Source organism: Sphingobium sp. LB126, assembly GCF_002795205.1.
Taxonomy (GTDB): Bacteria; Pseudomonadota; Alphaproteobacteria; order Sphingomonadales; family Sphingomonadaceae; genus Sphingobium; species Sphingobium chungbukense.
Window position 1 is genome coordinate 50,629 of record NZ_NETV01000005.1, and the last position, 25,559, is coordinate 76,187.

Sequence of the window (25,559 nt, forward strand, 5' to 3'; positions counted from 1 at the left end):
CGATGACCCAGCGGCAGCGCGCCGCGTTGCTTGCTTTGCCCGACAGCGAGGCGGCGGTGGTGCGACATCATGGCCTCGATGCCGAGGACCTTGCTGCGATCGGCTTCGCACGCACTCCGGCGACCCGCTTGAGCTATGCCCTGCAACTCTGCTGCCTGCGCTATCCGGGGCGACATCTGCGCACAGGCGAGCTGTTGCCTGCAATCATGCTCGACCACATCGCCGAACAGGTCGGAGTGGATGCAGGCGTCGTCGCCGACTTCGCGCGGCGAGCGCCGACCCGCTACGATCAGCTTGCCGCCATCAAGGCGCGCTTCGGATTCACCGATCTGAGCCGGCCAGCGCGCGGCATCATGATGACTTGGCTGGAAACCGAAGCCATGGCTATCGTGGACGGGCGCATTTTGCTTGATCGATTGCTGGACGAGCTGCGCACGCGACGCATCGTCATCCCTGGCATCAGCGTCGTTGAGCGGATGGCGGCCGAGGCGATGCTTCGGACGGAAACCGATCTGGTCGCCGCGGTCGATGCTAAACTCGATGCGGATATGCGTCAGCGTCTCGATATGCTGATCGATGAGAAGGTACATGACCGGCAGAGCCGCTTGTCCTGGCTGCGCGAACCAGAGCCCCGCGTCGCGTCAGCCTCGCTTGCCGAAATCCTCGAGAAGGTCGCGATAATCCATAGGACCGGTATTTCCAGCATTCCGGTCGATCCCCTGCACGAGCCCCGCCTGACGCAGTTCGCCCGCGAAGGCGTGCGATATACAGCCCAGGCTTTCCAACAGATGCGCGTCTCCCGCAGGCGGGTCATCCTGCTTGCAACGCTGCGCGAGATGGAGGCCACGCTTACCGACGCGGCGATCGCCATGTTCAGCGCCTTGATGGGACGCGCTCACCTTCGTGCTCGCAAACGCCTGGAGCAGAGGGTCGCGATTTCGGGACGCGAAGGCCGCGATCGGCTGATGCGGATCGCCACTGTGCTGGAAACAGTTAGCCAGGCAGCACGCGCCGGCGGAGATATCGGTGCGGCCCTCAGGGATATCGTGCCTCTCGACATGCTCGATGCTGATGCCGCAATCATCCGTCGTACCGCGGCACCTCACAGGGACGATGTGCTGAGCGAGATCGCAGCCGAATACCGGACCTTCAAGCGAACAGGGCCTCTATTCCTGCAAGCGCTCGATTTCCACGGTCGGGCCGGCACCGCGGCATTGCGCGACGCGATGGCGATCCTGTCGAATCTTGATGGCGACTGGCGCAAGCCCCTCCCTGCCGACGTTCCGCTCGGTCATGTCGAGCGGCGCTGGCACCGCCATGTCGTGGTCGCCGGCAAGATCGACCGGACGCACTGGGAGATGGCGACTTACGGCGCGCTCACCAATGCACTGGCCTCGGGTGATATCTGGGTGCCGAGGTCAAGGCTGCACAGGTCGCTGGACGTGCTGCTCGCGCCGTTATCCGGCGCAGCGCTGCAACCGCCGTTCTCGCTCGGTAATCCACACGCATGGCTCGATCAGCGCGCCGCGCAGCTCGACAGCGCCTTGCGCGACGTCGCCCACAATCTGGCCGGACGCGATGCTGCCCTGTTCGCTGGCGAGCGATTGCGATTTCCCAAGGAACTGCAGGACGATGATGCCAGGCACGACGAAGGACGGCGCCTGACGCTTGCCTGCTACGACATGCTGCCTGCCACGCGTATCACCGACGTGTTGTCGCAAGTCGAACGCTGGACCGGCTTCACCCGGCACTTCGGGCACGTCTCGACCGGGTTGCCGCCTGGCGATGAGCAGGCCTTCCTCGCCACTCTGATTGCCGAAGCGACCAATCTTGGGCTGTCGCGCATGGCCGAGGTATGCGGCGCAGGGTCACGCCGCGCGCTGCTGCGCATGCAGACATGGCACATGCGCGAGGAAACCTTTCGGGCGGCGCTCGCCTGTCTGACCGACGCCATCCACGCCGAGCCGATCGCCGCCTGGTTTGGGCAAGGACACCGGGCTTCCGCGGATGGCCAGGCCTTCTACCTGGGCGGGCCGGGCGAAGCCGGCGGAGCGGTCAACGCCCATTATGGTCGCGACCCAGTGGTCAAGATCTACACCACCATCACCGACCGCTACGCGCCGCTGCACCAGACGGTGATCGCCGGCACGGCAGGAGAAGCCATCCATGCGCTCGATGGGCTCCTCGGCCATGACAGCAACGCCGATCTGACCGCGCTGCACGTCGATGGAGGCGGCGTTTCCGACATCGTATTCGCGACGATGCATCTCCTCGGGCTCGATTTCGAGCCGCGCATTCCTCGCCTGTCCGACCGGCGCCTCTACGCTTTCGAACCCTCGAAGCGCTATGGCAGGCTTGCGCCACTGTTCGGTCACAGGCTCAACCGGGACCTGATCGTCAGCCACTGGCCCGATATTGAACGTGTCATTGGCGCGATCCGTCACCGCACCGTCACGCCATCGTTGATCCTGAAGAAGCTGTCCGCCTACCGCCAGCAGAACAGCCTCGCTGCGGCGCTGCGGGAGATCGGGCGGATCGAGCGCACGCTGTTCACGCTCCGCTGGTTCGAGGATCCGGCTCTGCGCCGTACCGTCACTGCCGAGTTGAACAAGGGCGAGGCCCGCAACAGCCTTGCCCGGGCGGTCGCCTTCCATCGGCTCGGCCGTTTTCGCGACCGTGGCCTGGAGAACCAGCAGACCCGAGCGGCCGCGCTCAACCTCGTCACCGCAGCGATTATCCTGTTCAACTGTCGCTATCTGGGGCGCGCCGTCGACGAAATGCGTCGTCGAGGAAGCCCCATCGATCCAGCTATGCTGTCCCGGCTCTCGCCGTTGGGTTGGGATCGCATCAATCTCACCGGCGATTATGTCTGGTCCGATCACCTCGATCTCGACGCCAACGGCCTCATGCCGCTGCTCATCAAACCGCTACCGTGAATCCGTGTCCTGATAATGCACAGGGGCCAGAAAGCGCGTCTCCACCGTCGAATGGGCGACATCTGGCCCTATGGACGGCGTACCGGCGAACACGCTTTCGATTTCCGCAAGCGTGACACCATGTTTCTGACATTTAGCCTGGTTGCCTTCATCCCAATCGAAGCCAGCGACATTTTTGCTATCCATGCTGAAAAATGGCATTTGTATGTACATTTGTCAATGTTGATAGCATCATCGTTCGCGGTCCCCGTCCTTAGAGTTGCTGGCGGCCGACAAAACGGGGGCTGGCCGATCGACACCTCATCAACGATGATGCCTAGTATTGGCAGGTCGTTTCTGCCTTCGCAGTGGATAGGGGTGGGGGTCTATACATTCATCACCGCCGCTATCGTCATTTGGTTACGCTGGCGGCAGTAATCTATCGTCATAGTGGATTAACCCTATCGTCGCTGCTCGTGCAAGTTCCACACGAACGGAATAAGGCGCTCATCATTGGATCATTGGCTTGATCGTCTAAGGGAACGAATAATCTTCACCTTAGCGCCCGTTGTCTCGGCGACTGAGGCCCACTGTCGGTCTGCCGTCCAGGCTGGCAATCCGTCACGAAGAGCCAAGGCCAGACAGAAGCGATCACCAAGCGACAGTCCTGCTTCGGACGTTGCGGCGCGCAGATGGCCTGCGATTCTCGCAAGCTCCGCGTCTGCCTCCACCCAAGTGACGGGCAGGGGGCGTAGCATCGCGTCCGCTTCCTGGGGCGGCATGCCGTTATGCACAAAGTGGCTTATCACCTCGGCGAGATTCACCGTGCACATGCGCGAGCCGATCAGTGCACCCGCAACCTTGTCACCGCCCGGCTCATCACGCAGCATGGCGAGCAAGGCGGAGGCGTCGAGGACGATCGACGTCATTCGCCGCTTTCCGCGCGACGGTTAGCAAGGAAGCTATCGACCGACGCCTCTGGCTTGTCGACCGTATATTTGCGGGCCAGCGCACGGGCATGGGCAACGGATTGAGCGACTGTGCGCAGAATGACGCCATCGGGCGTTTCCTCCACGATCAACGCCCCGCCGCCTGTGAGGCCCAAACGTTTCCTGACATCCGCCGGAAGGCTCATGCGGCCATTTGCGGTGACGTTTACCTGAAAGGTCATATTGCCCACCAAAATCCATTGACTGCCGATTTTGCCATTTTTCCAATTTATGGCACTTTCTGCTTTTTATGTCACGACTGTGGGTAGATGGCGTAATTGCGCCATCTGCACCCAGCATGCGTATGATCCTTTGATAATGTCCTTTATCAAAGCCTTTGCCCCTTAGTGTCTATATGGTAGAAAAATACCTATATTTCTAGAAAGGTGCTTTGTGAGCCTCAACATCAAAGACCCCGAAGCGCACCGGCTTGCCCAAGCCATCGCCCAAGCGACCGGCGAGAGCATGACCCGGGTCGTCACGGAGGCGCTGCGCGAACGCTATGCCAGCATCAAGCGCCGCAAAGGCAAGGCAAGCGTGCACGAACTGCTGGCCATCGCCGATCGGGCGGCCGCGCATGTGACGCAGCCCTATGCCGATCATGCCGAGTTGCTGTACGATGAGAATGGCCTGCCGAAATGATCCTCGACACATCGGCACTGGTCGCAATCCTCTACCGCGAACCTGAAGCGGAGGCGTTCGTCCAAGCCATCCATAATGCCGATGCCTGTCGCATCAGCGTCGCCAATCATCTCGAATTGTCCATGGTGATCGAAAACCAGCTGGGGCCGGAAGGGATGCGGCAGGCTGAAGCCTTCTTCCGGCGCGCCGGCATCATGATCGAGCCGGTGACAGTCGAGCATGGCGAGCTGGCGCGGCAAGCCTTTCTCGATTTCGGAAAGGGTCGCCACAAGGCGGGGCTGAACTTCGGCGATTGCTTCGCCTATGCGCTGGCGAAAGCGACCGGCGAGCCGCTTTTGTTCAAGGGCAATGACTTCGCCCTCACCGATATCGAGGCTGCCGCATGACTGAGGAAAAAAATGACGCTTTTGCCGACAATCAGGCTGAGCGCGAACAGGCCAAGGCGCTACGCGAGCGGGCGCGCTCTGGCGGACTACGGTTTGAGGCCTATCTTCCCGGCAGCATGGCCGACTGGCTGCTGGAACGGGTCGAAGGCGGGTGGTTCGCCGATCCTTCCGAAGCGGTGTTCGCTATCGTCAGTAACTATATCGACTTGGAGCCGCATCGCGATCTGCGCGATGAGCTGCTGCGCCGGCAATTGGATGCGTCCCTGGAAGATGTAAAAGCTGGCCGCGTCCGCGATCTGGACGAAGTCATGGACGAATTGCATCGAGAGATCACCAAGCCCCGCCCTGAGCCGGCGCGTTGGGAAAAAATCGCGCGATGACGCGGCTCACCCTTCTCGCCTCGTCAGATCTGGCGCTGCCGGCACTGATCGCGTCGGCCGACGACAAAGCTCGCCTCCGCTTCCTCGAATTTTTCGCGGCGAACATCCGCAACCCAAACACGCGGCGCGCTTATGCGCGAGCTGCAAGCGACTTCCTCAACTGGTGCTTCGGCCATGGCGTACGCGATCTGGCCGAGGTTGCGCCGCTTCATGTCGCGGGCTGGATCGAGGAACTGGGCAAGTCGCTATCTACGCCCACGGTCAAGCTGCGCCTCGCGGCGGTGCGCAACCTGTTCGACTGGCTAGTCGTCGGCCAAGTCATCCCTTTCAACCCGGCGTCCAACGTGCGCGGCCCCGCCCATAGCGCGCGCACCGGACGCACGCCTGTATTAGAGGCCGAGGAGGCTCGCGCCCTGCTCGACGCGATCGACATTTCGACACAAGCAGGCTTGCGTGATCGGGCGCTGATCGGCCTCATGGTCTACAGCTTTGCGCGCGTCGGCGCGGCGCTCGCCATGAAGCGGGAGGATGTGTTCGTGCAAGGCCGCCGCCACTGGCTGCGCCTGCATGAAAAGGGCGGCAAGCGGCACGAAATGCCCTGCCACCATCAACTGGAGGAATATCTCCTCGCCTATATCGAAACCTGCGAGTTGGTCGAACCCAAGGCGCCCCTTTTTCGCACCATCAGTCGCGAGACGAAGCGGCTGAGCGAAACCACGCTCTCCCAGCCCGACGCCCATGCCATGGTCCGCCGCCGCGCCAAGGCCGCGGGCATCGCAACCCGCATCGGCAATCACAGCTTCCGCGCAACCGGGATCACCACTTATCTGAAGAATGGCGGAACGCTGGAAAACGCCGCCGCCATGGCCAATCACAGTTCGACCCGCACCACGCAGATCTACGACCGGCGAAGGGATGAGATCAGCCTTGCCGAGGTCGAGCGGGTGCGGATTTAATGAGAGGCGATACGATCAGACTTCGATCAACAGGGTTGCTTTCTATCAATCATTTTCTGCGATATTATGATCGATAGAAAGGTGTTTCATCGATCATGCTTTGGAATTGGCAACTGTCCGACTGGCCCCAGTTCAGCTTCGAGCAGGCGTCCCTGCGTGCCGCAGAAGAGCGTTTCATCAAAGGGACTGGCGTTATCGTTGGATCGCTGCACCATCTCGACGGCGAGGCGCGCCAAGGCATAGCGATCGAGCTGATTTCCGAGGAAATAGTCGATAGCTCTGCTGTCGAGGGAGAAGTGTTGGACCGCGCAAGCGTCCAGTCCTCCATCGCGCGACAGCTTTGGCTTTGCTTCGGCCAAGCGCCGGTCAAATCCCGCGGAAGCCGGGGCAGCAGAGCTTATGGTGGACCTCTATCGGCGCTATGCTGAGCCGTTAGGCGATCAGCTTCTGTTTGAATGGCATAGCATGCTGATGAACGGCCGTCGCGGTCTGATCGGCGCTTATCGCACCCATGCCGACGCAATGCAGATCGTGTCGGGCGCGCTCCACGCACCGCGCTTCCATTTCGAAGCCCCGCCATCGGATCGGGTGTCAGGGGAGATGGCGCAGTTTATCGCTTGGTTCAACGATAGTTCCCCGCAAGGCTCTGCTCCCCTCCCAGCGATCATGCGCGCGGGCATTGCGCATCTCTGGTTCGAGACGATCCATCCGTTCGAGGACGGTAACGGTCGCCTGGGCCGCGCCATTGCCGAGAAGGCTCTAGCTCAAAGCTTGGAAGCGCCCACGCTGACGGCGCTCTCTGCCACCATCAATCGGCACCGGAAGGCCTATTATGCCGAACTGCAACGAGCCAGTCAGAGCAACCAGATTGATGACTGGCTATGTTGGTTTGCCAGCATCGTTCTGGAAGCGCAGGCCCGGACCGTCGCGAGCATCCGTTTCCTGATCGAGAAGACCCGCCTGCTTGATCGACTGCGCGGCAAGATCAATGCGCGACAGGAAAAGGCGCTCATCCGCATGATGGCCGAAGGGCCTGACGGCTTCATTGGCGGCTTGAGTGCACATAATTATCGCACGATCACCGACGCCACATCGGCAACCGCCACGCGCGATCTGGCTGAACTCGTCGAACTGGGTGCGCTACAGCGGACTGGTGAGCGTCGTTATGCCCGCTATCATCTCGTGATCAGCACAAATGCATTTGGGAACCTCAAGCCAGATCCCAACCACCAAGTTCCTCATTGAGGAACGTCTCGTCGAAACTTTTATCGATGGCGATCTTGCCTTTAAGAGCCCCAAAGCGCCGCGAACGGAGCTTCGCATCATCCTTGCAAATTTCAATTAAAGATTGAATATTGCAAGGATGATTGAGCGTCATATCAAAACACAGTTGGTTGATCGCCTTGCCCATAGCCCTGCAGTGGCGCTGCTCGGCCCAAGGCAGGTCGGCAAGACAACGCTGGCGCAAGAGGTCGGCGAAGCCCGGTCATCGCTCTATCTCGACCTGGAGTCTGAGGCTGACAGGGCAAAATTGACCGAACCCGAACTCTACCTTTCCGCCCATGAGGACAAGCTCGTCATTCTTGATGAGGTGCATAGGGTGCCCGAACTTTTCGGGCTTTTGCGCGGCCTTATCGACCGCGGGCGACGCAAGGGATTCCGAGCGGGGCGATTTCTGCTCCTGGGGTCGGCATCCATGGACCTTCTTGCTCAGTCGAGTGAAAGTTTGGCCGGACGGATCAGCTATCTGGAAATGGGGCCGCTGGATGCGCTGGAAATAGCGGGGTCGGATGTCGAACGGCTCTGGATCAGAGGCGGGTTTCCCGACAGCTATCTGGCAGGATCGGACCGATCGAGCCAACGCTGGCGGCAGGATTTCATACGAACCTATCTCGAACGGGACATCCCGGCGATAGGTCCGCGAATCCCGGCAGAAACATTGCGCCGCTTCTGGACAATGCTGGCTCATCATCAATCCGGCCTGCTCAATGCTTCGGAATTCGCCCGCAGCCTCGGGGTCACATCCCAGACGGTCGCCAATTATCTCGACCTGCTTGTCGATCTATTGCTCGTCCGCCGACTTGCCCCCTGGTACAGCAACGGCGCCAAGCGCCTAGTGAAGTCGCCCCGTGTCTATGTCCGGGACAGCGGGCTTGTTCATACTTTGCTCGGCCTGACGGATCGGGAAGCGGTCCTTGGCCACCCCGTTGCAGGCGCGAGTTGGGAAGGCTTTGTAATTGAAAGCCTGGTGGCCGCGGCGCCGGAGGGGACGGAAGCCTATTTTTACCGCACATCCGCCGGCGCGGAGATCGACCTGCTCCTTCGGCACCCCGATGGCCGCCTATGGGTGTTCGAAGTCAAGCGCAGCCTCTCGCCCAAGGTCGAACGCGGCTTCCATTCGGCCGGCGAAGATCTGAGTCCCGACCGCCGTATCCTGATTTATCCCGGATCCGAGACTTTCCCGCTGGGAAATGGCATCGAGGTGATGTCGCTGTCGACGGCCGCACATGCTCTTGGGCATGATCAGTAAGAGGGACCTACTCGCCCTTCACCTCGATTGTGCAGCGCACGGCCTTCTCCGCCTTGACGGCGGCTTTGCGGCACCTCTCGATCGTTTCGTGATTGTCACGGACGAGATTGGCGGCCTCGGCGATGGCATCCCAACTCGGTTGCGAGACACTGGCCATGAGATGCTGTCCTGCATTCCAGATTGTGTCTTTGCCTAGCATCCGCGCGGCCATGCGCTCGGGCCAGTGCCAGCTTGCGGGCATCATTCGCGCAATCGGCCCCGCCAGCGCAGCATAGAGCAACAGGCCCAATGCCAGTCCAACGACACCGGAAATGAGTAGCCAACGCATCTGCTCTTTCGCCTGACGCACCGAGCCTGCCAGCCTGCGCAGATCGCCGACTGCGCCATCCAGCGCCGCTTTCGACGCCTGCGCCTGACCCTGCACCGCGTTCACCGCTTCCTTGACGGAGGCGTTCAGTCGGCTCCCGATCGTCTCCGGCGTCAGCGTCATGGCGGGGCTTTTGCGCATAGCATCGACCTGCGTCACCAGTATGCCCAGCAGCTTCTCGGTGCGGGCGAGGGTCGGTTCATAGTCGGGAATGTCGATGGACTCGCGCGCGGCCGTCAGCCCTTCCACGGCGCGACGCAGCAACGCCACCTCGCCGCGCAGCTGCTCGAACGCCGCGACCGGATCGTCCTGATCGACCTCGCGATACTGGTCCATTCTTCCTCCTATCGTTCGAGGCCGCGGTCCCGGCCCAGCCCCAATCCTTGGGTCAGCTGGCGGCCGAGATCACGCCCACGGTCCATGCCCATTTCGAGCCCCAGCTCGCGCGCGCGCCCGCGCAGCACCGCCTCCATTTGCGGGTCGCGCTCCAGGCTTTTTGCCATGCCGGCCATCGCCTCGCCGGCCTTCTCGCGGCCTGCCCTGTCGCCAGCGCGATAATGCCGGTCACGCTCTGCCTGAAGACCCTGCCAGCGCTCCACAAATCTCTCGGCGCGCAGATGCGGATCCACCCGCAAACGCGCTTCCTGCGCCATGGCGGCGAGCACGGGGCCGCTGCGCCCCGATGCTGCCTCGCGGGCCAAGCCAGGATTGCGCTCGATCGCCGCGCTCATATCGCGTGACGCATGGGGCTGGACCTGATCGAGCGCATTGCGCGCCTGTTCCAGCGCGACTTTCTGATGCTCCAGAACGGGTGCGCCTTTCTCCTGCGCCTGGGATATGGCCCCTGTTGCTCGGGCCACACGCTCCACCGCTCGCGCCAGCGTCCGGTCAGCGGCAGCTGGCTCCGTCGTTGGTGAAGAAGCAGGCGACAGCCGCAGACCGTCGAACATCCGTCGCCGCTTGGCGGGCGCATCCGGCAAACGGATCTCGCCCGACAGCCCGCGCAGACCGGCAAAGGCGCGGCGCGGCCCGTCGGCATCACGGGCATAATCCGACGCCATATCCTTGGCCCGCTCACGGCCAAGCGTGCGCACAAGCTGGCGCTGGTCGGCAAAATCGTCGCGGCCATAATGAAGCTGTACCCCGTCGCGATGCCGCGACAGCGCCACATAGGCCGAATGGCGGTCCATGCCGGGGGTCGCGAGCACATGGGTACGATCGACCGTCACCCCCTGCGATTTGTGGATGGTGGCGGCATAGCCATGGTCGACATGGGCGTAATCCTTGAAGTCGAAGGCTAGCCTGCGCCCGTCATCGAGCCGCACCGCCATGCGCTCCGGCGACACGGTTTCGATCCGGCCCAGCGTGCCATTCTTCACGCCCAGCCCGCGCTCATTCTTGAGGAACATGATGCGGTCGCCGCTGGCAAAGTCGCGCGCACCGCGCTCCGCCGCGACACCCACATCCGCGCCCAGTTCGCCGGCGTCGCGCAGCCGCCCGCGCGCGGCGAGATTGAGGTCGCGCACCTCGGCATTGGTGTGGGTGAGGATGATCCGGCTCTGCGTCGGATCGGCCTGGCGCTGCGCATCCCAGCGGTCGATCAGTTCGCTCCGCGCCCGCTCACGCGTCTCCGCCGCATGGACCATGCCGCCCTGCTCATAGGCATGGACCGCCTCGCCCGTTCGGCCCGTCGCCAACGCCTTCGTTGCATCCCGCTGCCACTCCGCGCGCTGCCGGCGTATCTCGCCGATCTCGGCCCAGCCATGGCGCTCTGCCAGGCTGCGGAAGGCTGCGCCCGCTTCGATCGCCTGCAACTGCTCAGGGTCGCCGACCAGCACCACCTTGGCCCCGGCATCGGCGGCATGGGACAGCACCCGCTCCATCTGGCGCGTGCCGATCATTCCCGCCTCATCGATCACCAGCACGTTGCGCGGGGAAAGCTGCTCCCGCCCCTGCTCCCACTGATATTCCATGCTCGCGATTGTGCGGGAAGCGATGCCCGATCCGCTCTCCAGATTCTCCGCCGCGATGCCCGACAGCGCAACGCCATGGACCTGATAGCCCGCACTCTCCCAAGCCTCGCGCGCCACGCCCAGCATCGCCGATTTGCCAGTCCCGGCATAGCCGACGACGGAGGCCAGCCCCTCCCTGCCAGTGATATGCTCCAGCGCCCCGCGCTGTTCCGTGGAGAGGACAAGCCCCCGCGCTTCAGCCGTCGCCAACGCGTCGTCGCGATGCCGATCGGCGAGGCCATGTTGCGCTTGGCCTCCGAGCCGATCGGCCGCCGATTCCAACCGCTGCTCAGCCGCCATCATGTCACGGGACGTGAAGCGGTCATTCCCCTTCCCATCGATCCCCAACGCCACCAGTTCGGGGCTGGACCGCACCGCACTTAGAGCCTCATCGAACTGCGCCTTACCGTCGCTGTGCCGGTGCACGAACATGGCGAGATCGCGGGTCGTGAAGGTTGCCTGTTGCCGCGTGATCGCGTCCAGGGCGATGGCGGGATTGGCGATGATTTTCTCGCCATTCTCCCGCGCGATCCGGACATGATCTTCGGCCCGTTCGGCCCCCTCGCCACGATCAAGCCGTCGCGATCCGGCAGGGCCGATCTTGTGCTGCGGCTCAAGGTCGATCCCCTGTGCCGCCAACGTCCGATGATCGATCCGCGCATCGATATCCAGTTCGGCAAGGCGCTCGTTCACATGGGCCTCCCACGCCTCGCGCCACTCCTTCAGCAGCTCCGTGCCATTCCACTCGCGCACCTTCTTGCCGAAGCCGTCAGGCTCCAATTCGCGCATCGTCAGCATCACATGGGCATGGGGCTTAGGCTCCCCGTCCTTGCCGATGTCCCAATGTACATTGAGGTCCGCGACCATGCCGCGTTTCACAAACTCCTTTTCGACGAAATCACGGGAAAGCCGAACGCCCTGCGCCTGGTTCATTTCGCGCGGGATGGCGAACTCCACTTCGCGCGCCAGCTGCGCGTCCTTACGCTTCTCCCCTGCCTCAACTTCGTTCCACAAGGTTGCGCGATCAGTCAGGCGCTCGGGTGCCCCTTGGGGCAGCAGCACTTCGGAATGAACCACCCCGGCTTTGTTCGAGAAATCATGGGCACGCCCAAGTCGTTCATCCTGCAATTCAGATGCTGAACGATAGGCGGCCGAAGCCACCGCGCTCGACCCATTGGCGCGGCTGATCACCTTGGCTGAGAAATGGTAGATCGCCATTACTCAATGATCCTCGCAGCTTAGCAGCAGGTCGGCAACGACGTATAAGCGCGCACTCACACTCTCTGCCGTTCGCTTGAGTGACTTCATCGCATTTTCAGGTTTCGTCGATTCCTTCCATTCAATGTGCTGTTAGTCTCATGCTTTCAATTGGTTAGGGGAAGAGCAATGCGCAAGGTGCGCGACTATGATGCGGAGCTAAAGGCGCTGAATGACAAGGCCCGCTCCTTGAAGGCGAAAAAGGTCGAGCAGCTTGGCCAGCTTGTGACTGTAACCGGGGCCGATATGCTTGATCTTGATGTGCTCGCCGGCGCCCTCATCGCGGCGGTAGAAGCCCCCGATGCGGAAACAAGGGAGGCGTGGCGCGCGAGGGGCGAAGCTTTCTTTCAACAGCGGCGGAAGAAAGCTCGCGCATGAGATTGCGGCAACCGGCAAGACAATGGTGCGAACACATCATGCTTTGCGTCGAGCCGAAGCTGCTCAGCGCCGCACCGATGCGCGGGGGTGGGTGATGCAACGCAGGGAGCGCACCCGTCGCCTTATCGAATTGGGTGGGCTCGTTCAGAAAGCCGGGCTTGTTGATCTGGCCGATGACGATCGCGCTACGCTCTATGGCGCGCTCCTCGATTTGGCTGGTACAGCGCGAAAGGATAGTAACATTTTAGCGTTCTGGAAACGCCGCGGCCGCCGCGCATTCGATGCGGAAGCGGAGGAAGAACGGGAATGATCGATCCAAAAGAACCGCTAATCAGAGGATGGTTCTCTTCTGATGGTGGTGACGCGCTCGTCATGCGCACCTGCTCATGAAGCGATTCCAGCACGTCCGATGGGTCGAACCGCTTCGCCGCAAGGGCTTGCCGTCACGCTCTTGGAAATTGCTAAGAGCAAGTTCTCAGTTCAGCGTTAAAGGGATGCGCAGCGTCGTGCGAATGTGTTGGCATCGTCGGTCGCACCATTACCACGGTCCAGTTGATGGTCGTACGCTGGTTGATGCGATAACCAAGGCCAAAGAGGAAACGGTCGACCTGCAGGTCGCGCGTCTTGCTGGTTATCGGATCGCCGATGGTTTCGACGCCGTTGGAAATTGAGATGGGACGGATGCGGCTCTTCGTAGCGAACAGCCAGGGGTGGGCATAGGCGAAGCTGACGAGAGGGCGGGGTTTAACGCGCTACCGACACCCATGGTCGCGTTGGGGGCACCGCCGGCGTGACCCGCTCAATCAGCGCGCGTTAATGCGGCGATTTACGTCTTTACCGAAATTGAAGGTGTAACCTACCGATGCGAAAAATGTCGCGGGATCACTGAGCATTAGCACCGTCAGATTGGGTGCGACTGCCCAGAAGCCCGCGCCAGTGGCCGATCTGGTCGCATTGCCGATGGCGTCACGCGACGCGTCAAACGAGTCTCGGCCAGTCGGAATGATACCCTGGATGCCAGCGATCAGAACGGCCAACCGCCTGAACCATTGGTAAACTGGTGGCGGGCGGACAGTTCAAGGTCCCCGATGCCCGCACCATTGGTCGAGGTATTGACCGTTCCCACCCCTGATTGCGGCGGGTTTTGCGCCAGGGGCACCAGCACCGCCTTGTCATCGTGATAGACGAGGGGCTCTCGGGCGCCGATTTCCACTCGGTTAGTGAGGCCAAAGCGGCCGCTCATCGCTGCCGTCAACACGTCCTGCCGGCTTTCGTTTATGTCGAACACGCCGACCAGCACCGACTGCGGCACTTCGATAACGCGGAAGACGAAGCGGTTGCGGTCAGTGCGCGAATATTCCAGACAGAACTAATCGCTCAGGGATTTTCGGCCAAGGAAGTTGCTCAGGCTATCAATATCGCGCCTCGCACGGTGGAGGGACTTATCGACACCATGCGGCTGAAATACAGGCGCGGAACCGTGCCCATATGGTGGCAAAGGCTGTGGCAGGCGGTCACCGTCGACGCCCATCCTGCCGCACAGGCACTACCGCTGAGCAGCGATGCCAGCGGTTTCTACGAAGAGTCACCGACGGATCAACCGCTCCTAAACTATTGGTAAGTGGGCACAACATTGCCAACTATCTGCCCAAGAAGTTTGGCGCGCGGCGTTTGTAGCAACGCTGCACCGTCTTTTCGGGGGTGGGATCAGCCCGCGCTTCTCTCTTGTAAAATGTAGTGATAACACGCCCTCCGCGCAGGGATTAAATCGAAATTGATAATTATCCGGAGGGGTGTTCAACTTGGGTTAGGTCCTCACGCATAGCATCGACCATAAAGCGCCAAGCAGTGGCTGCATCACCTTCGTAGCCGGACGGCGATTCTTCCGGGCTAACATACCTTATGACTGCGGCACCGGCTTCCGTCATACGTAGGCTCGGCTCATGAACCGCCCCCAGTACGGCGCGAACCTGCGGCAAATAGCTCCGCCACAAGGGCTTGCCGTCGCGCTCTCCGTCCTCTGGTAGGCCATCAAGTTTGCACAAGGCGCGGGCAGCACGTTCTATCGGAGTCATGGAGCGAAGTTTGCAGCAGCCAACAATCCGGTCAAGCAGGGTGTAGCACGATCAGAAATTCATTTGTAAGCAGAAGGATTACAGAGATAAAATCCTGAAGAATTTCCAGTCTCGGTCGAGAGACACTCGGAGGGGAAATCAGGCCTGGAGGGGTGGCGAATGAAAGCTATGTGGCGGGGCATGCACAAGGCTCTTGGCCGTGCGCAGTTACGCATTAAGGTTAGGGACAGGCTACAAACGTTTCACATCCTACAAACCAATTATCATAGCCGAAGTGGCCGCGTCCCTCCGAAGTTTTTATATAAGAAAATGAATAAAAATATAAATATATCTGCAGAATGTAATTGAATGGCTGGTTTGATGACAAAAAATGAACTTTACGGAAACAATAAAGATAGGTCTGTTGTTTTTGTTTTAGGCATGCACCGTTCTGGAACAAGTGCATTGTCCAGAATGCTGAACCTACTCGGGTGTGACTTACCGAAGACTCTGATGCCCGGAACGCAAGCCAACCCTCATGGGTATTGGGAATCTGAGGCAATAATGGAGATTAACGATGCCATTCTCCATTCAGGTGGCAGTGAGTGGATTGATTGGTTGCCCTTCAATCCAGATTGGCGAAATTCTCCTGTTTATAGGACCTTTCTGAAAAAGGGCCAGGCTGCCTTAAGAGATGAGTATGGATCATCCTCACTTTTTGTCATGAAGGATCCACGATGTGCGCGAATCGCGCCATTTTGGCTAGATGTATTTGATCAAGAAGGGTTATCTCCTCTCATAATAATTCCTGTCCGAAATGTTTTAGAGGTGGCTAGTTCACTAACAAAGAGAAACGGATTTCACCGAGATTATGGATGCTTACTGTGGCTCCGCCATGTTCTAGATGCGGAGTTCGATACCCGTGGTAAAAATCGTGCTTTTACAACTTACGACGAATTACTGCATAATTGGGGGGCATTAGCGAGACGCTTACAGGACAAGCTAGGAATTTATTGGCCGAGTTTGTCAGCTTCTACGGGTAGAAAAATCAGCGATTTCCTAAATCCTGACGATCGGCACAGCACCCAATCCCTGGAAGACCTGCTCGCCGATTTGACAATTTCAAACTGGTTTAAAGATACTTATGCTATCATGCTTCGGTGGGCTGCTGATGGAGAGGCCCCTGTCGACTATGATGCACTTGATACCATCAGGTATGAGTTTAACGCGGCATGCCCTGCTTTTATTGGTATTGCACAAGCATTAATGCATGAATCACAGCATTCTCGTGAAATAGAGCACAATCTTCATCATAAGGGAGCTCGCATATGTGAGCTGGAAGAAACTATCGCAACTTATGTTAATCAGGAAGCTGATCTGAACCATAAATTACATATCAGTCAAGGAAACGAAAGAGAATATATCGCAGAAGTTAACGAGCTTAAAGAAAAGCTATCTGCATCCGAAAGCACGGTGAATCAAAACATCGAAAGTATAGCGTGTCTTCAAAATAAAATAAGTTCCACCGAAGTAGAAAATCTATCTAAGATAGAAATCTTAAATGATATTGTTATAGAAACCCAAAAACAAATTGATCAACTACGCTCAGATAGAGACAAAGAAATATTGATCTTATCTTCCTCAGTAAAGGACTATATACACAAATTAGAGCTGGACACCTCGAAAAACCGGTGGCGTCTGACGGCTTGAGGTGATTCACTGCGCGTACGCGACAGCGGAGGCAGAGATGGCAGTACAGCCGGGTTTCTTTGATCTTTCGGACCGATACGAGGCGCTGAGCGCGGCGGGCGATCCCCTGGAACGGTTGTCCGCCGTGGTGGACTTCGAGCTATTCCGGGGACCGCTGGTGGCCGCGCTGCGACGCGGCCCTCGTAACAAGGGCGGACGACCGCCGTTCGATCCGGTGCTGATGTTCAAAATCCTGGTTCTACAGGCATTGTATTCGCTGTCCGACGAGGCGACCGAGTTCCAGATCAAGGACCGGCTTTCGTTTCAGCGCTTCCTGGGCGTTGGCCTGGAAGGCACCGTGCCCGATGCCACCACGGTCTGGCTGTTCCGCGAACGGCTTGTGAAGGCCAAAGCAATCGACCGGCTGTTCGTGCGCTTCGATACCGCTCTCAAGGATCGGGGCTATCTGGCCATGGGCGGGCAGATCATCGACGCTACCGTCGTGCCCGCGCCCAAGCAACGCAATACTCAGGAGGAGAAGGCGGCGATCAAGGAAGGCCGGATCCCTCAGGACTGGAACCCCGCCAAGACCCGACAGAAAGACCGCGATGCGCGCTGGTCGATCAAATATACCAAAGCCAAGGTCAGGGAAGGCGACGATCCTAAGGCGACAAAGCCGGTCGATCTGGCCATCCCGATGTTCGGCTATAAAAACCATATCGGCATCGATCGGGTCCACGGACTGATCCGCACCTGGGATGCGAGCGCCGCCAATGCCCATGATGGCGCGCGACTGCCCGATCTGATCAGCAAGGAGAACACCGCCTCAGGCGTTTGGGCCGATACCGCCTATCGATCCAAGAAGAACGAGGCGTTTCTCGCCAGGGGCATGTTCACCAGCAATATCCACCAGAAGCGCCTGCCCAAGCGGCCGCTGCCCGAACGGATAGCCAGGGCCAATGCAAGGCGCTCAAAGGTCCGCGCCGCCGTGGAGCATGTCTTTGCCGGGCAGAAACACCGCATGGGCCTCGTCGTCCGCACCATCGGCATCGCTCGCGCCAGGATCAAGATCGGCATGGCCAACCTGGTCTATAATTTCCAGCGTCTCGCCTGGATCGAGGGCAGAGCTGCGCCTGCATGACATGGAATTGGCGCCCAGAACTCCGCCGACACGGCGATCACCCCGCCAATGCCGCCGAAGCGGTGCCTTTCATCAGCGCCGCGTGCCCCTTCCTACGCCATCAGACCAAAATCACCCGGTTTTTCGAGGTGTCCAGCTTATGGAAAAGAAAGCAGATTGGCTTCGCCAAGTAATTTTAGAAATTACTGGATTTCCATGGTGGTGGAAGTTCATGCCTAACAAGGTTCAAAAAAAATATGAGTACAAAGAATTGTTAAAGAAGGGCCTATTCGACAAAGATTCATACCTCAACAGGTACCAAGATGTATCAACGGCACGAGTTGACCCACTTAATCACTATCTTGCTCACGGGATTTCCGAAAACCGGATCATTTAAGTTCTATGTTAGATGCTTTTACTCAAATTTTTAAGGCGAGCACTCGGCTTTGTGTGTGGTCTATCAACCATCAAGAAGCAATCCTCGCAGATAACGGGCGTAATCTGATTTGCCAAGTTTCTCGATCGCTTTCTCTAGTTCCGTACCACTGATAAATCCTTGTCGAAAGGCAATCTCCTCAGGACTGGCCATCTTGAAGCCCTGTCGTTTTTCGAGAACTCGGACAAACTCTGCGGCATCAAGTAAGCTATCGGGTGTCCCGGTATCCAGCCAAGCATAGCCGCGCCCCATTATCTCTACGTTGAGCTTTCCCTGCTCGAGATAAATGCGATTAACATCGGTAATCTCTAGTTCACCCCGTGAGGATGGCTCCAAGTTGGCAGCGATATCTACCACCTGCTCGTCGTAGATATAGAGTCCGGTAACAGCCCAGTGAGACTGGGGTTGCATTGGCTTCTCCTCAATCGACAGGGCTTTCATTGATGAATCAAAACTGACAACGCCATAACGCTCTGGGTCGTTGACATGATAGGCAAAAACACTCGCTCCTTCCTTGCGCGAGGAAGCTGTAGCAAGCAGTTCAGGGAGGCCATGGCCATAAAAAATATTGTCGCCCAGAATTAGAGCCGACTGCTGGCCCGCAACGAAATTAGCACCGATGATATAAGCTTGTGCAAGCCCATCAGGGCTAGGCTGCTCAGCAAATTCGATGCTCATTCCCCATTTTGATCCGTCACCCAGAAGCGCCTGGAAGGAAGGAAGATCCCGCGGAGTCGAGATAATCAGGACCTCCCGAATACCCGCCAGCATAAGCGTGCTTAGCGGATAGTAGATCATCGGTTTGTCATATACCGGCATCAGCTGCTTGGAGGTCGCCAGCGTCATCGGATAAAGGCGGGTGCCGCTGCCACCAGCGAGGATGATACCTTTCATGTGTCTTAGTTCCCTTTAGGTGGTCAGTTCAGGCCGCTGCAGAATGCAGTCGGGCAATTACTCTGTCCAGCGATTGGCGCCAGTCCGGCAGAGCCACACCATGGGCTTTCGCGATCAGCCCACAGTGGAGCCGCGAATTGGCTGGTCGCTTGGCCAGGGTCGGATAATCGGCGGTGGTGATCCGCTTCACGCGCGCTGTCGGCCCGCCCCGTGCGGCAGAAGCGGCGAAGATAGCTTCAGCAAAATCCGCCCAGGAACCTTCCCCCTTAGCAGTCATGTGAAAGACACCGCGCAAAGCCGGATTGCTATACGATACCAAATTGGTAGCTACCAAAAGAATAGCGTCGGCTATATCTAACGCGCTGGTGGGATTGCCCATTTGGTCGGCAACCACGGAAACTTCCTCACGATCCCAGGCGAGGCGGAGCATGGTTTTCACAAAATTAGCACCGAAGGGGCTGTAAACCCAAGCCACGCGTAGGACCGCGCTATTCTCTCCATGGGCGGCCAACACAGCCTGCTCACCCGCCAGCTTGGACGCGCCATAAACGCCCGTCGGTTCCGTCCGATCATTCTCGACATAGGGGCGATCAAGCGTGCCGTTGAATACATAATCGGTTGAAACATGAACCAGCGGTACGCCCAGCGCCTTGGCCGTCTCCGCGACCGCACCGGCGCCGGCGCCGTTCACCGCGTACGCGACGTCAATGTCGCTCTCGGCCTTGTCGACCGCGGTATAGGCAGCGGCGGAAACGATGACATCAGGTGCTGCCGCCTCTAGCGCACGCGCGACCGATGCCGGATCGGCGAGGTCCAGTTCGGGCCGGCCCAGCGCGACCACCTCTTGCCCAGCGACAGGGCCTCGCTCGATTAGGCTGGTCACGACCTGGCCCGCCTTACCAGTAACGGCAATCCTCACGCAGCCACTCCGGCAGGCGTGGCACTCAGCCCCAACCTCTGGCCATCATAACGATCGCGAAGCGGACGCCACCACCATTCGTTGTGAAGGTACCAGCGCACTGTCTTCTCGATGCCGCTGTCGAAATTTTCCTGCGCACGCCAGCCCAGTTCCGTCTCCAACCTGGTCGCATCGATCGCATAGCGCGCGTCATGACCAGGGCGATCGGTGACGAACTCGATCAGCTCTTCACGCGGCGCGTCGGCGGGAACGAGTTCGTCCAGCACGGCGCAAATCCGGCGCACCACGTCGATATTGCGCCGTTCGTTACGGCCCCCGACGTTATAGGTCTCGCCAGGCACACCCTTCTCAATGATGAGGTCGAGCGCGCGGGCATGGTCGTCGACATAGAGCCAGTCGCGCACATTCTCGCCCTTGCCGTAGACCGGGAGCGCACGGCCCGCGAGCGCATTCAAGATGGTGAGCGGGATCAGCTTTTCCGGGAAGTGATAGGGCCCATAATTATTTGAGCAGTTCGACACCACCACCGGCAGCCCATAGGTGCGCTGCCAAGCTTTGGCGAGATGGTCGGATGCGGCTTTGGAAGCGGAATAGGGCGAACTGGGATCGTAGGGCGTGCTTTCCTCGAACAGCCCTTCATTACCCAGCGAGCCATAGACCTCATCGGTTGAGACGTGGAGGAAACGGAAATCCGCCTTCGCCACACCGGTAAGTCCGTTCCAGTATCCACGCGCAGCTTCCAACAAAGTGAAGGTGCCAACGACGTTGGTCTGAATGAAGTCCGCCGCCCCTGTGATTGAGCGATCAACATGGCTTTCCGCAGCCAGATGCATGATGCGGTCGGGCCGGAAACCGGCGATCACCTCGTCCATTGCCGATACATCGCGGACATTGGCCTTGAGGAAGCGATGGTTAGCTTTGCCTTCCACCGCCTTTAGCGAAGCTTCGCACCCTGCATAAGTCAGGGCATCAACAGTCAGGACCTCATAACCCTTTTCCAACACCAAATAGCGAACAAGGGCCGAACCAATAAAGCCGGCGCCGCCGGTGACGATCACGCGCATGTGGTCATTCCCCCCAGGTAAAATAAATCGGAAGCTCGGCGAGGAGCGGTTGCTGCCGGTCCTTCGGTGAAAGCGTATCGGCATCAGCGATCTGAGGCCAACCGATGCCAATCGCCGGGTCATCCCAGCGCAGCCCCTTGTCGCACTCGCGGCTATAATAGCCGGTCACCTTGTAACAGATGACCGTATTGGGCTCGAGCGTACAGAAGCCGTGGGCGAAGCCTGGGGGAATCCAAAACTGTCTGCCATTGTCGGGAGTGAGCGTCTCACCAATCCATTGACCATAGGTGGGAGAGCCCTGGCGGATATCTACCGCAACATCGAACAGTGCCCCTGCGGTGCAGCGGACGAACTTACCTTGGGGGTGTGGCTCGCTCTGGAAATGCAGGCCACGGATCGTACCTGGGCGGACACTGAACGATTCATTGTCCTGGACGAACATCCAGTTTCCGCAATGCTCGGCGAAGAAATCCGCTCGGAAGGTTTCCGCAAAATAGCCCCGCTCGTCCCCAATATGGCGGGGAGTGAGCAGCTTGATGCCAGTAATATCAAAGGATTTTATCTCCATCGTCCCACTTTCGAGCAGAGAGAGCGGGCGATACCAAAGCTCGCCCGTCAGGAGTCTCAATTGCTGTTTTTGACTGTTTGCACCGCTGCAGTGACCGTTAAGATCGGAGAAAATAGTTGGCTGATCAGCTGAACGAGTTTGCTGGGCTGGTTTGCCGCCGCATTGCCGAAGTAAAGCACGTCCTTGTCCCGCATGGCGAAGCGCTGTGCGAGGAAATAAGACCCCGTTTTCATCATGTTGAGATGATAGACCCGCGGCACCTCATTCCCCTGCTCATCGCGGACATAGCGGAACACGAAGATCGCGGCAGGATTGCCAATGCCAGGATTGACACCGCCAGCATTAGCAATCGCCTCCGCCAGCGAAACCGACGAACGGCTGAACGGAACCTCCTCAACCCGTCCTGGAGCACCCAGAACGGAATAAGTGCGGGGATTGTTGATCAGCATCACCCGGTCACCGGGATAAGCCCTCACGTCCAGCTTAGGATTTTCGACAAGATCGTTGATGCGAACGTCAACACTCTGCCCGCCTCGTACGATCCGCAGCAGCAGATCCTTGGCATTGCCGCGATAGCCGCCAGCAAGTGCAATTACGTCGGATAGGGTTTCCCTGTTGGTTTGCAACACGAGCCGACCCGGCCTAGCCACCTCGCCCCCAACGATAATCGAATTGGTGATGGCCTGGTTCAGCGTGACGATCACCTGCGGATTCTGCGACAGCCGCGCCAGCGAATTGCGGATCATCGCCTCAACTTCGCCGGTTGTGATACCCGCCACATGGAGCGTACCGGCATAAGGGATGGTGATGTCACCCAGATCATCGACCCGCGTCGGCGGCAGCTTCTGCACCTGCACCCCAGGGTTCGCCATAATCTGGCTCATTCCCGCGCCGCCCGCGCCAGAAAACAGGGTAACCCCCGCTTCGTATATATTGATGTCTAGCACGTCGCCCGGGCCGATCATGTCGGTCGGCGGCGGAGCCAGATCAGGCAGCAAAACCGTTGCTACCGCACTCGCTCCCGGTACATCCGCAATCGTATGTATCGGAACGATTTGAATCGGCGCCGCCCCATCCTTGGGAGCGGTAGCCGATTTTTCGATCTGCCCTCCCGTAGGGCCGCTGGAGGGCAGCGTAGCGCACCCCGAAAGTCCGGCGAGCAGAGCTAGATAAACGACATTCTTGACTTGCATCGCTAGTGATCTCGGAGGCTTGCGGATCGATGGCTGCACGCCTTAGCATCGGGATTTAAGAATGGACAATAGTTCCTCTCGCAATTGCGTCAGCAGGACGTGCTTAGCCTTGCGTGCCGCCCTTTGTTGGCCTAGCGCAAGGCAGCTCAGGTACCCTTGAGGCACTGCGAAGAATATTTATGAATGTTAATCCATCGTTCCCTATCGAGACTGAAACGTCAGTCCGCCGATCCGCGCCCATAGAGTGGGTAAAGAAGCGGCGCTGGTTCCTCATTTTCGTCGTCGCTCCTACGCTTCTGGCAGCGCTTTATTATGGCTTGATCGCGTCGGATATCTATGTCTCGGAATCACGCTTCGTCATCAAGAGTCCGGACCAGAAACGATCGCAGATGTCGACGCTGGCAAATTTAGTGCAGACGACCGGGCTGTCGAGCGGGCAAGAACAGACAAACGAGGTGCTGACCTACGTCCGCTCCCGCGATGCGCTAAAAGCGCTGGAGAAGGCCGTCGACATTCGCGACAAATTCTCCACCTCCCAGGCCGATTTCCTAAGCCGCTTTCCCCAGCCATTTTCCGACAGCAGCTTTGAAAACCTATTTAAGTATTATGGTAAGCGCGTCGATGCGCGTTTGGACACCGAGGCAGGTACCGCGATCATCAAGGTCGAAGCTTTTACCGCACCGGACGCCTATATCATAAACCGCCAGCTACTCGATCTCAGTGAAGAACTAGTCAATCGACTCAACAGCCGCGCGCAAAACAAGGGTATTGTCGAAGCGCAGAAGCAGGTCGAACTCGCAACTCAGCGGGCCAGAAATGCACGTGTCGCACTGACGCAGTATCGCAATGCCCAAGCGCTGATTGATCCGACCAAGCAGGCCGGCGGCGTGCTGGAAATCGCCAACACCATGATCGCGGAACGGGCCGCGCTCCAGGCACAATTAGACCTAATGCAGCGCCTCACGCCTAGTAACCCCTCTATCCCAGCGCTCCGTAACCGTATTAACGCGATTTCTGTGCAGATCGCATCGCAAGATAGCCGTGTCGTGGGCAACGGCAGCGGTATCGCATCAAAGCTCGGCGGTTACGAGAACCTCTTAGTAGAGCAAGAGTTCGCGACCGAAAGCCTAACCGCCGCCAACGCTGCCCTCGTCCAGGCCCGTGCCGAAGCGCAACGTCAGCAATTTTATCTGGAGCGAGTGGTTGATCCCAACACGCCCGACACCCCGTTGCTTCCCAAGCGTTTCCTCAATGTCCTAGTCGTGTTCGCTGCCGCCCTTTGCCTCTATTTCATTGCCTGGATGTTTATGGTCGGCGTCCTTGAACATGCTTCGAAAGAATAGCCATGTCTCAAGCCAATTTGCGTGATTTTCGCAGAGGATGGGAGACCCAGATCCGGGTGATTCATGCCCTTATGATCCGCGAACTGACTACAAGGTTCGGGCGAGAAAATATCGGCTTCCTGTGGATCATGGTTGAGCCACTTTTATTCGCAGGTCTAGTGGCGATAATCTGGCGGCTTTCAAAGGGTCCCGCAGAACATGGCGTTAGCGTAGTAGCCTTTATAGTCTCAGGTTATATCCCGATTACACTATTCCGACACGGTATAAACCGTAGTGTAGCCGCGTTTACCGTTAACAGCAGCTTGCTATATCATAGGCAAATTCAAGTCGTAGATTTTATTTTAGCAAGGTTTATAATAGAATTTTTTGGCGGTATGATGGCCTATACATTTGCCGCCACCGTATTAATTTTTCTTGGTGAATTCCCTGTACCTTCAGACATTGGGCTATTTATTGCCGGGTGGACGCTATATGCCTTTTTTTGCCTCTCCCTTTGCTTAATTATAGCACCACTTTCGGAGATGTCAGAGGTCCTTGAGAAATTCGTTCCCGTAGTGACTTATATAATGATTCCTTTCTCTGGCCTTCTTTATATGGTCTCATGGGCTACGCCACCAGTAAGAGAATTTCTGCTTTTATCACCATTTGTAACTGGAATGGAGATGATGCGAAAAGGGATATGGGGCGACCAGTTGACAGCATATTATAACATTTGGAATCCTATAGGGAGTTCAATAGTGCTGACACTCGTCGGCCTCGCACTATGCCGACGTGTACGCAGGACGCTTGCTGTCGAATGATTATCTGCAAAAACATCTATAAAAATTATACTCACGGCAACCGTCATAAAAAGGTTCTGGACAATGTGAACCTAGTTGTATCCCGAGGCGAACGGATCGCCTTGCTAGGACGCAATGGTGCCGGCAAGAGTACGTTAATCAAATTGATCGGCGGCGTGGAAATGCCGACATCGGGAGCGATAACGCGTGAGATGTCCGTTTCATGGCCGCTTGGTTTTGCAGGTGGCTTCCAAGGCAGCTTGACGGGTTATGACAACGCCCGTTTTATTGCTCGAATTTATCAGCGTGATTACACCGACCTCCGAGCCTTTGTTGAAGACTTTACGGAACTGGGCTCACAATTGAAAATGCCCGTAAAAACCTACTCTTCTGGCATGCGCGCGCGACTCGCTTTTGCTTTATCTCTTGCTATAGAGTTTGACTGTTATCTCATAGATGAAATAATTTTGGTGGGTGATCAAAACTTCCATAGAAAATGCCATTATGAGCTTTTCGAAAAGCGCAAGGATAGGGCTATGATTTTAGCTTCTCATAGCATGGAGGTAGTGAGAGATTACTGTAGTAAAGCGGTTATAATAAACCAGGGGAAAGCTGACATATTTGACGATGTTCATTTGGCAATAGATAAGTACCTATCGTTGTGATATCTTTGAAGATAACTTTTTAT

26 protein-coding genes and 1 pseudogene are annotated in these 25,559 nt (G+C 58.1%); 16 read left to right on the plus strand and 11 right to left on the minus strand.

The window, feature by feature from the left end; all coding sequences use genetic code 11:
- Positions 1–2: 2 nt before the first annotated feature.
- Together CAF53_RS25380 and CAF53_RS27705 are read left to right on the plus strand one after the other, a co-directional pair.
- A complete protein-coding gene (locus CAF53_RS25380; RefSeq protein WP_100239983.1) occupies positions 3–2,936 on the plus strand; it encodes a Tn3 family transposase in 2,934 nt (977 codons plus the stop codon).
- Positions 2,937–2,987: 51 nt separating this feature from the next.
- Complete coding sequence (locus CAF53_RS27705) at positions 2,988–3,353, plus strand: hypothetical protein (protein WP_197707581.1); 366 nt, start codon at positions 2,988–2,990, stop codon at positions 3,351–3,353.
- An 80-nt stretch (positions 3,354–3,433) separates the two neighbouring features.
- Here CAF53_RS27705 and CAF53_RS25390 read toward each other — a convergent pair whose 3' ends face one another.
- Positions 3,434–3,844 carry a type II toxin-antitoxin system VapC family toxin gene (locus CAF53_RS25390; RefSeq protein ID WP_100239985.1) on the minus strand — a complete coding sequence of 137 codons (411 nt, stop codon included), beginning with the start codon at positions 3,842–3,844 and terminating at the stop codon, positions 3,434–3,436.
- Complete coding sequence (locus CAF53_RS25395) at positions 3,841–4,086, minus strand: AbrB/MazE/SpoVT family DNA-binding domain-containing protein (RefSeq protein ID WP_100240028.1); 246 nt, start codon at positions 4,084–4,086, stop codon at positions 3,841–3,843. The genes CAF53_RS25390 and CAF53_RS25395 overlap by 4 nt, the downstream gene beginning before the upstream one ends.
- A 211-nt stretch (positions 4,087–4,297) precedes the next feature.
- Here CAF53_RS25395 and CAF53_RS25400 point away from each other — a divergent pair, with 211 nt between their 5' ends.
- From CAF53_RS25400 to CAF53_RS25420, 5 genes and pseudogenes are all read left to right on the plus strand, one after another.
- Positions 4,298–4,546, plus strand: coding sequence for a type II toxin-antitoxin system VapB family antitoxin (locus CAF53_RS25400; RefSeq protein WP_100239986.1), 249 nt, complete (start codon positions 4,298–4,300; stop codon positions 4,544–4,546).
- The gene (locus CAF53_RS25405) at positions 4,543–4,932 is read left to right on the plus strand and encodes a type II toxin-antitoxin system VapC family toxin (RefSeq protein WP_100239987.1); all 390 of its coding nucleotides are present in this window, start codon (positions 4,543–4,545) and stop codon (positions 4,930–4,932) included. Before CAF53_RS25400 ends, CAF53_RS25405 begins: the two co-directional genes overlap by 4 nt.
- Positions 4,929–5,312 (plus strand): CopG family transcriptional regulator, encoded by a 384-nt coding sequence (locus CAF53_RS25410; RefSeq protein ID WP_100239988.1) that lies wholly within the window; start codon positions 4,929–4,931, stop codon positions 5,310–5,312. The genes CAF53_RS25405 and CAF53_RS25410 overlap by 4 nt, the downstream gene beginning before the upstream one ends.
- Entirely contained in the window at positions 5,309–6,268 is a 960-nt protein-coding gene (locus tag CAF53_RS25415) for a tyrosine-type recombinase/integrase (RefSeq protein ID WP_100239989.1), read from the plus strand. Before CAF53_RS25410 ends, CAF53_RS25415 begins: the two co-directional genes overlap by 4 nt.
- A 95-nt stretch (positions 6,269–6,363) precedes the next feature.
- Positions 6,364–7,513 (plus strand): annotated as a pseudogene (locus tag CAF53_RS25420) (Fic family protein).
- On the opposite strand, the gene CAF53_RS27790 reads toward CAF53_RS25420, so the two are convergent.
- Positions 7,479–7,679, minus strand: a complete 201-nt coding sequence (locus tag CAF53_RS27790) for a hypothetical protein (RefSeq protein WP_206780929.1) — start codon at positions 7,677–7,679, stop codon at positions 7,479–7,481. The pseudogene CAF53_RS25420 and the gene CAF53_RS27790 overlap by 35 nt on opposite strands.
- Between CAF53_RS27790 and CAF53_RS25425 the strand changes: the two genes are divergently transcribed.
- Positions 7,632–8,798 carry an ATP-binding protein gene (locus CAF53_RS25425; protein WP_100239990.1) on the plus strand — a complete coding sequence of 389 codons (1,167 nt, stop codon included), beginning with the start codon at positions 7,632–7,634 and terminating at the stop codon, positions 8,796–8,798. The two genes, CAF53_RS27790 and CAF53_RS25425, sit on opposite strands and share 48 nt — an antisense overlap.
- A 7-nt stretch (positions 8,799–8,805) precedes the next feature.
- Here the strand turns inward: CAF53_RS25425 and CAF53_RS25430 are convergent, their stop codons facing one another.
- Positions 8,806–9,501: a DUF6118 family protein gene (locus CAF53_RS25430; protein ID WP_100239991.1), complete on the minus strand. Its 696-nt coding sequence runs from the start codon at positions 9,499–9,501 to the stop codon at positions 8,806–8,808.
- A gap of 8 nt (positions 9,502–9,509) precedes the next feature.
- A complete protein-coding gene (gene traA / locus CAF53_RS25435) occupies positions 9,510–12,395 on the minus strand; it encodes a Ti-type conjugative transfer relaxase TraA (protein WP_100239992.1) in 2,886 nt (961 codons plus the stop codon).
- A 168-nt stretch (positions 12,396–12,563) separates the two neighbouring features.
- On the opposite strand from traA, the gene CAF53_RS25440 reads away from it, so the two are divergent.
- The 3 genes from CAF53_RS25440 to CAF53_RS27320 all read left to right on the plus strand — a co-directional run bounded on the left by CAF53_RS25440 (position 12,564) and on the right by CAF53_RS27320 (position 13,483).
- Entirely contained in the window at positions 12,564–12,812 is a 249-nt protein-coding gene (locus tag CAF53_RS25440) for a conjugal transfer protein TraD (RefSeq protein WP_100239993.1), read from the plus strand.
- A gap of 94 nt (positions 12,813–12,906) precedes the next feature.
- Positions 12,907–13,122, plus strand: coding sequence for a conjugal transfer protein TraD (locus CAF53_RS25445; RefSeq protein WP_100240029.1), 216 nt, complete (start codon positions 12,907–12,909; stop codon positions 13,120–13,122).
- Between the two features lie 76 nt (positions 13,123–13,198).
- Positions 13,199–13,483 (plus strand): hypothetical protein, encoded by a 285-nt coding sequence (locus CAF53_RS27320; RefSeq protein WP_157801379.1) that lies wholly within the window; start codon positions 13,199–13,201, stop codon positions 13,481–13,483.
- A gap of 353 nt (positions 13,484–13,836) precedes the next feature.
- Here CAF53_RS27320 and CAF53_RS27325 read toward each other — a convergent pair whose 3' ends face one another.
- Entirely contained in the window at positions 13,837–14,112 is a 276-nt protein-coding gene (locus CAF53_RS27325; protein WP_157801380.1) for a hypothetical protein, read from the minus strand.
- 1,123 nt (positions 14,113–15,235) lie between these two features.
- Between CAF53_RS27325 and CAF53_RS27330 the strand changes: the two genes are divergently transcribed.
- Complete coding sequence (locus tag CAF53_RS27330) at positions 15,236–16,576, plus strand: sulfotransferase family protein (protein ID WP_157801381.1); 1,341 nt, start codon at positions 15,236–15,238, stop codon at positions 16,574–16,576.
- A 37-nt stretch (positions 16,577–16,613) separates the two neighbouring features.
- Complete coding sequence (locus tag CAF53_RS25460; RefSeq protein ID WP_100238210.1) at positions 16,614–17,696, plus strand: IS5-like element ISSsp126 family transposase; 1,083 nt, start codon at positions 16,614–16,616, stop codon at positions 17,694–17,696.
- A 439-nt stretch (positions 17,697–18,135) separates the two neighbouring features.
- On the opposite strand, the gene rfbA is transcribed toward CAF53_RS25460, so the two are convergent.
- Genes rfbA through CAF53_RS25485 form a run of 5 tightly spaced genes read right to left on the minus strand, consistent with a single transcriptional unit; the run spans position 18,136 to position 22,749 of the window.
- A complete protein-coding gene (gene rfbA / locus CAF53_RS25465; protein ID WP_100239995.1) occupies positions 18,136–19,005 on the minus strand; it encodes a glucose-1-phosphate thymidylyltransferase RfbA in 870 nt (289 codons plus the stop codon).
- Between the two features lie 28 nt (positions 19,006–19,033).
- Positions 19,034–19,924, minus strand: a complete 891-nt coding sequence (gene rfbD / locus CAF53_RS25470; RefSeq protein WP_100239996.1) for a dTDP-4-dehydrorhamnose reductase — start codon at positions 19,922–19,924, stop codon at positions 19,034–19,036.
- Positions 19,921–20,988 (minus strand): dTDP-glucose 4,6-dehydratase, encoded by a 1,068-nt coding sequence (rfbB, locus tag CAF53_RS25475; RefSeq protein ID WP_100239997.1) that lies wholly within the window; start codon positions 20,986–20,988, stop codon positions 19,921–19,923. The genes rfbD and rfbB overlap by 4 nt, the downstream gene beginning before the upstream one ends.
- A gap of 4 nt (positions 20,989–20,992) precedes the next feature.
- Positions 20,993–21,556 carry a dTDP-4-dehydrorhamnose 3,5-epimerase gene (rfbC, locus tag CAF53_RS25480; RefSeq protein WP_100239998.1) on the minus strand — a complete coding sequence of 188 codons (564 nt, stop codon included), beginning with the start codon at positions 21,554–21,556 and terminating at the stop codon, positions 20,993–20,995.
- A gap of 56 nt (positions 21,557–21,612) precedes the next feature.
- Positions 21,613–22,749, minus strand: coding sequence for a polysaccharide biosynthesis/export family protein (locus CAF53_RS25485; protein ID WP_100239999.1), 1,137 nt, complete (start codon positions 22,747–22,749; stop codon positions 21,613–21,615).
- Positions 22,750–22,928: 179 nt separating this feature from the next.
- Here CAF53_RS25485 and CAF53_RS25490 point away from each other — a divergent pair, with 179 nt between their 5' ends.
- The 3 genes from CAF53_RS25490 to CAF53_RS25500 are packed head-to-tail and all read left to right on the plus strand — an operon-like array spanning position 22,929 to position 25,536.
- Positions 22,929–24,092, plus strand: a complete 1,164-nt coding sequence (locus CAF53_RS25490; RefSeq protein WP_100240000.1) for a capsule biosynthesis protein — start codon at positions 22,929–22,931, stop codon at positions 24,090–24,092.
- A gap of 2 nt (positions 24,093–24,094) precedes the next feature.
- Positions 24,095–24,892, plus strand: coding sequence for an ABC transporter permease (locus CAF53_RS25495; RefSeq protein WP_100240001.1), 798 nt, complete (start codon positions 24,095–24,097; stop codon positions 24,890–24,892).
- Positions 24,889–25,536, plus strand: coding sequence for an ABC transporter ATP-binding protein (locus tag CAF53_RS25500; protein WP_100240002.1), 648 nt, complete (start codon positions 24,889–24,891; stop codon positions 25,534–25,536). Before CAF53_RS25495 ends, CAF53_RS25500 begins: the two co-directional genes overlap by 4 nt.
- Positions 25,537–25,559 lie beyond the last annotated feature (23 nt).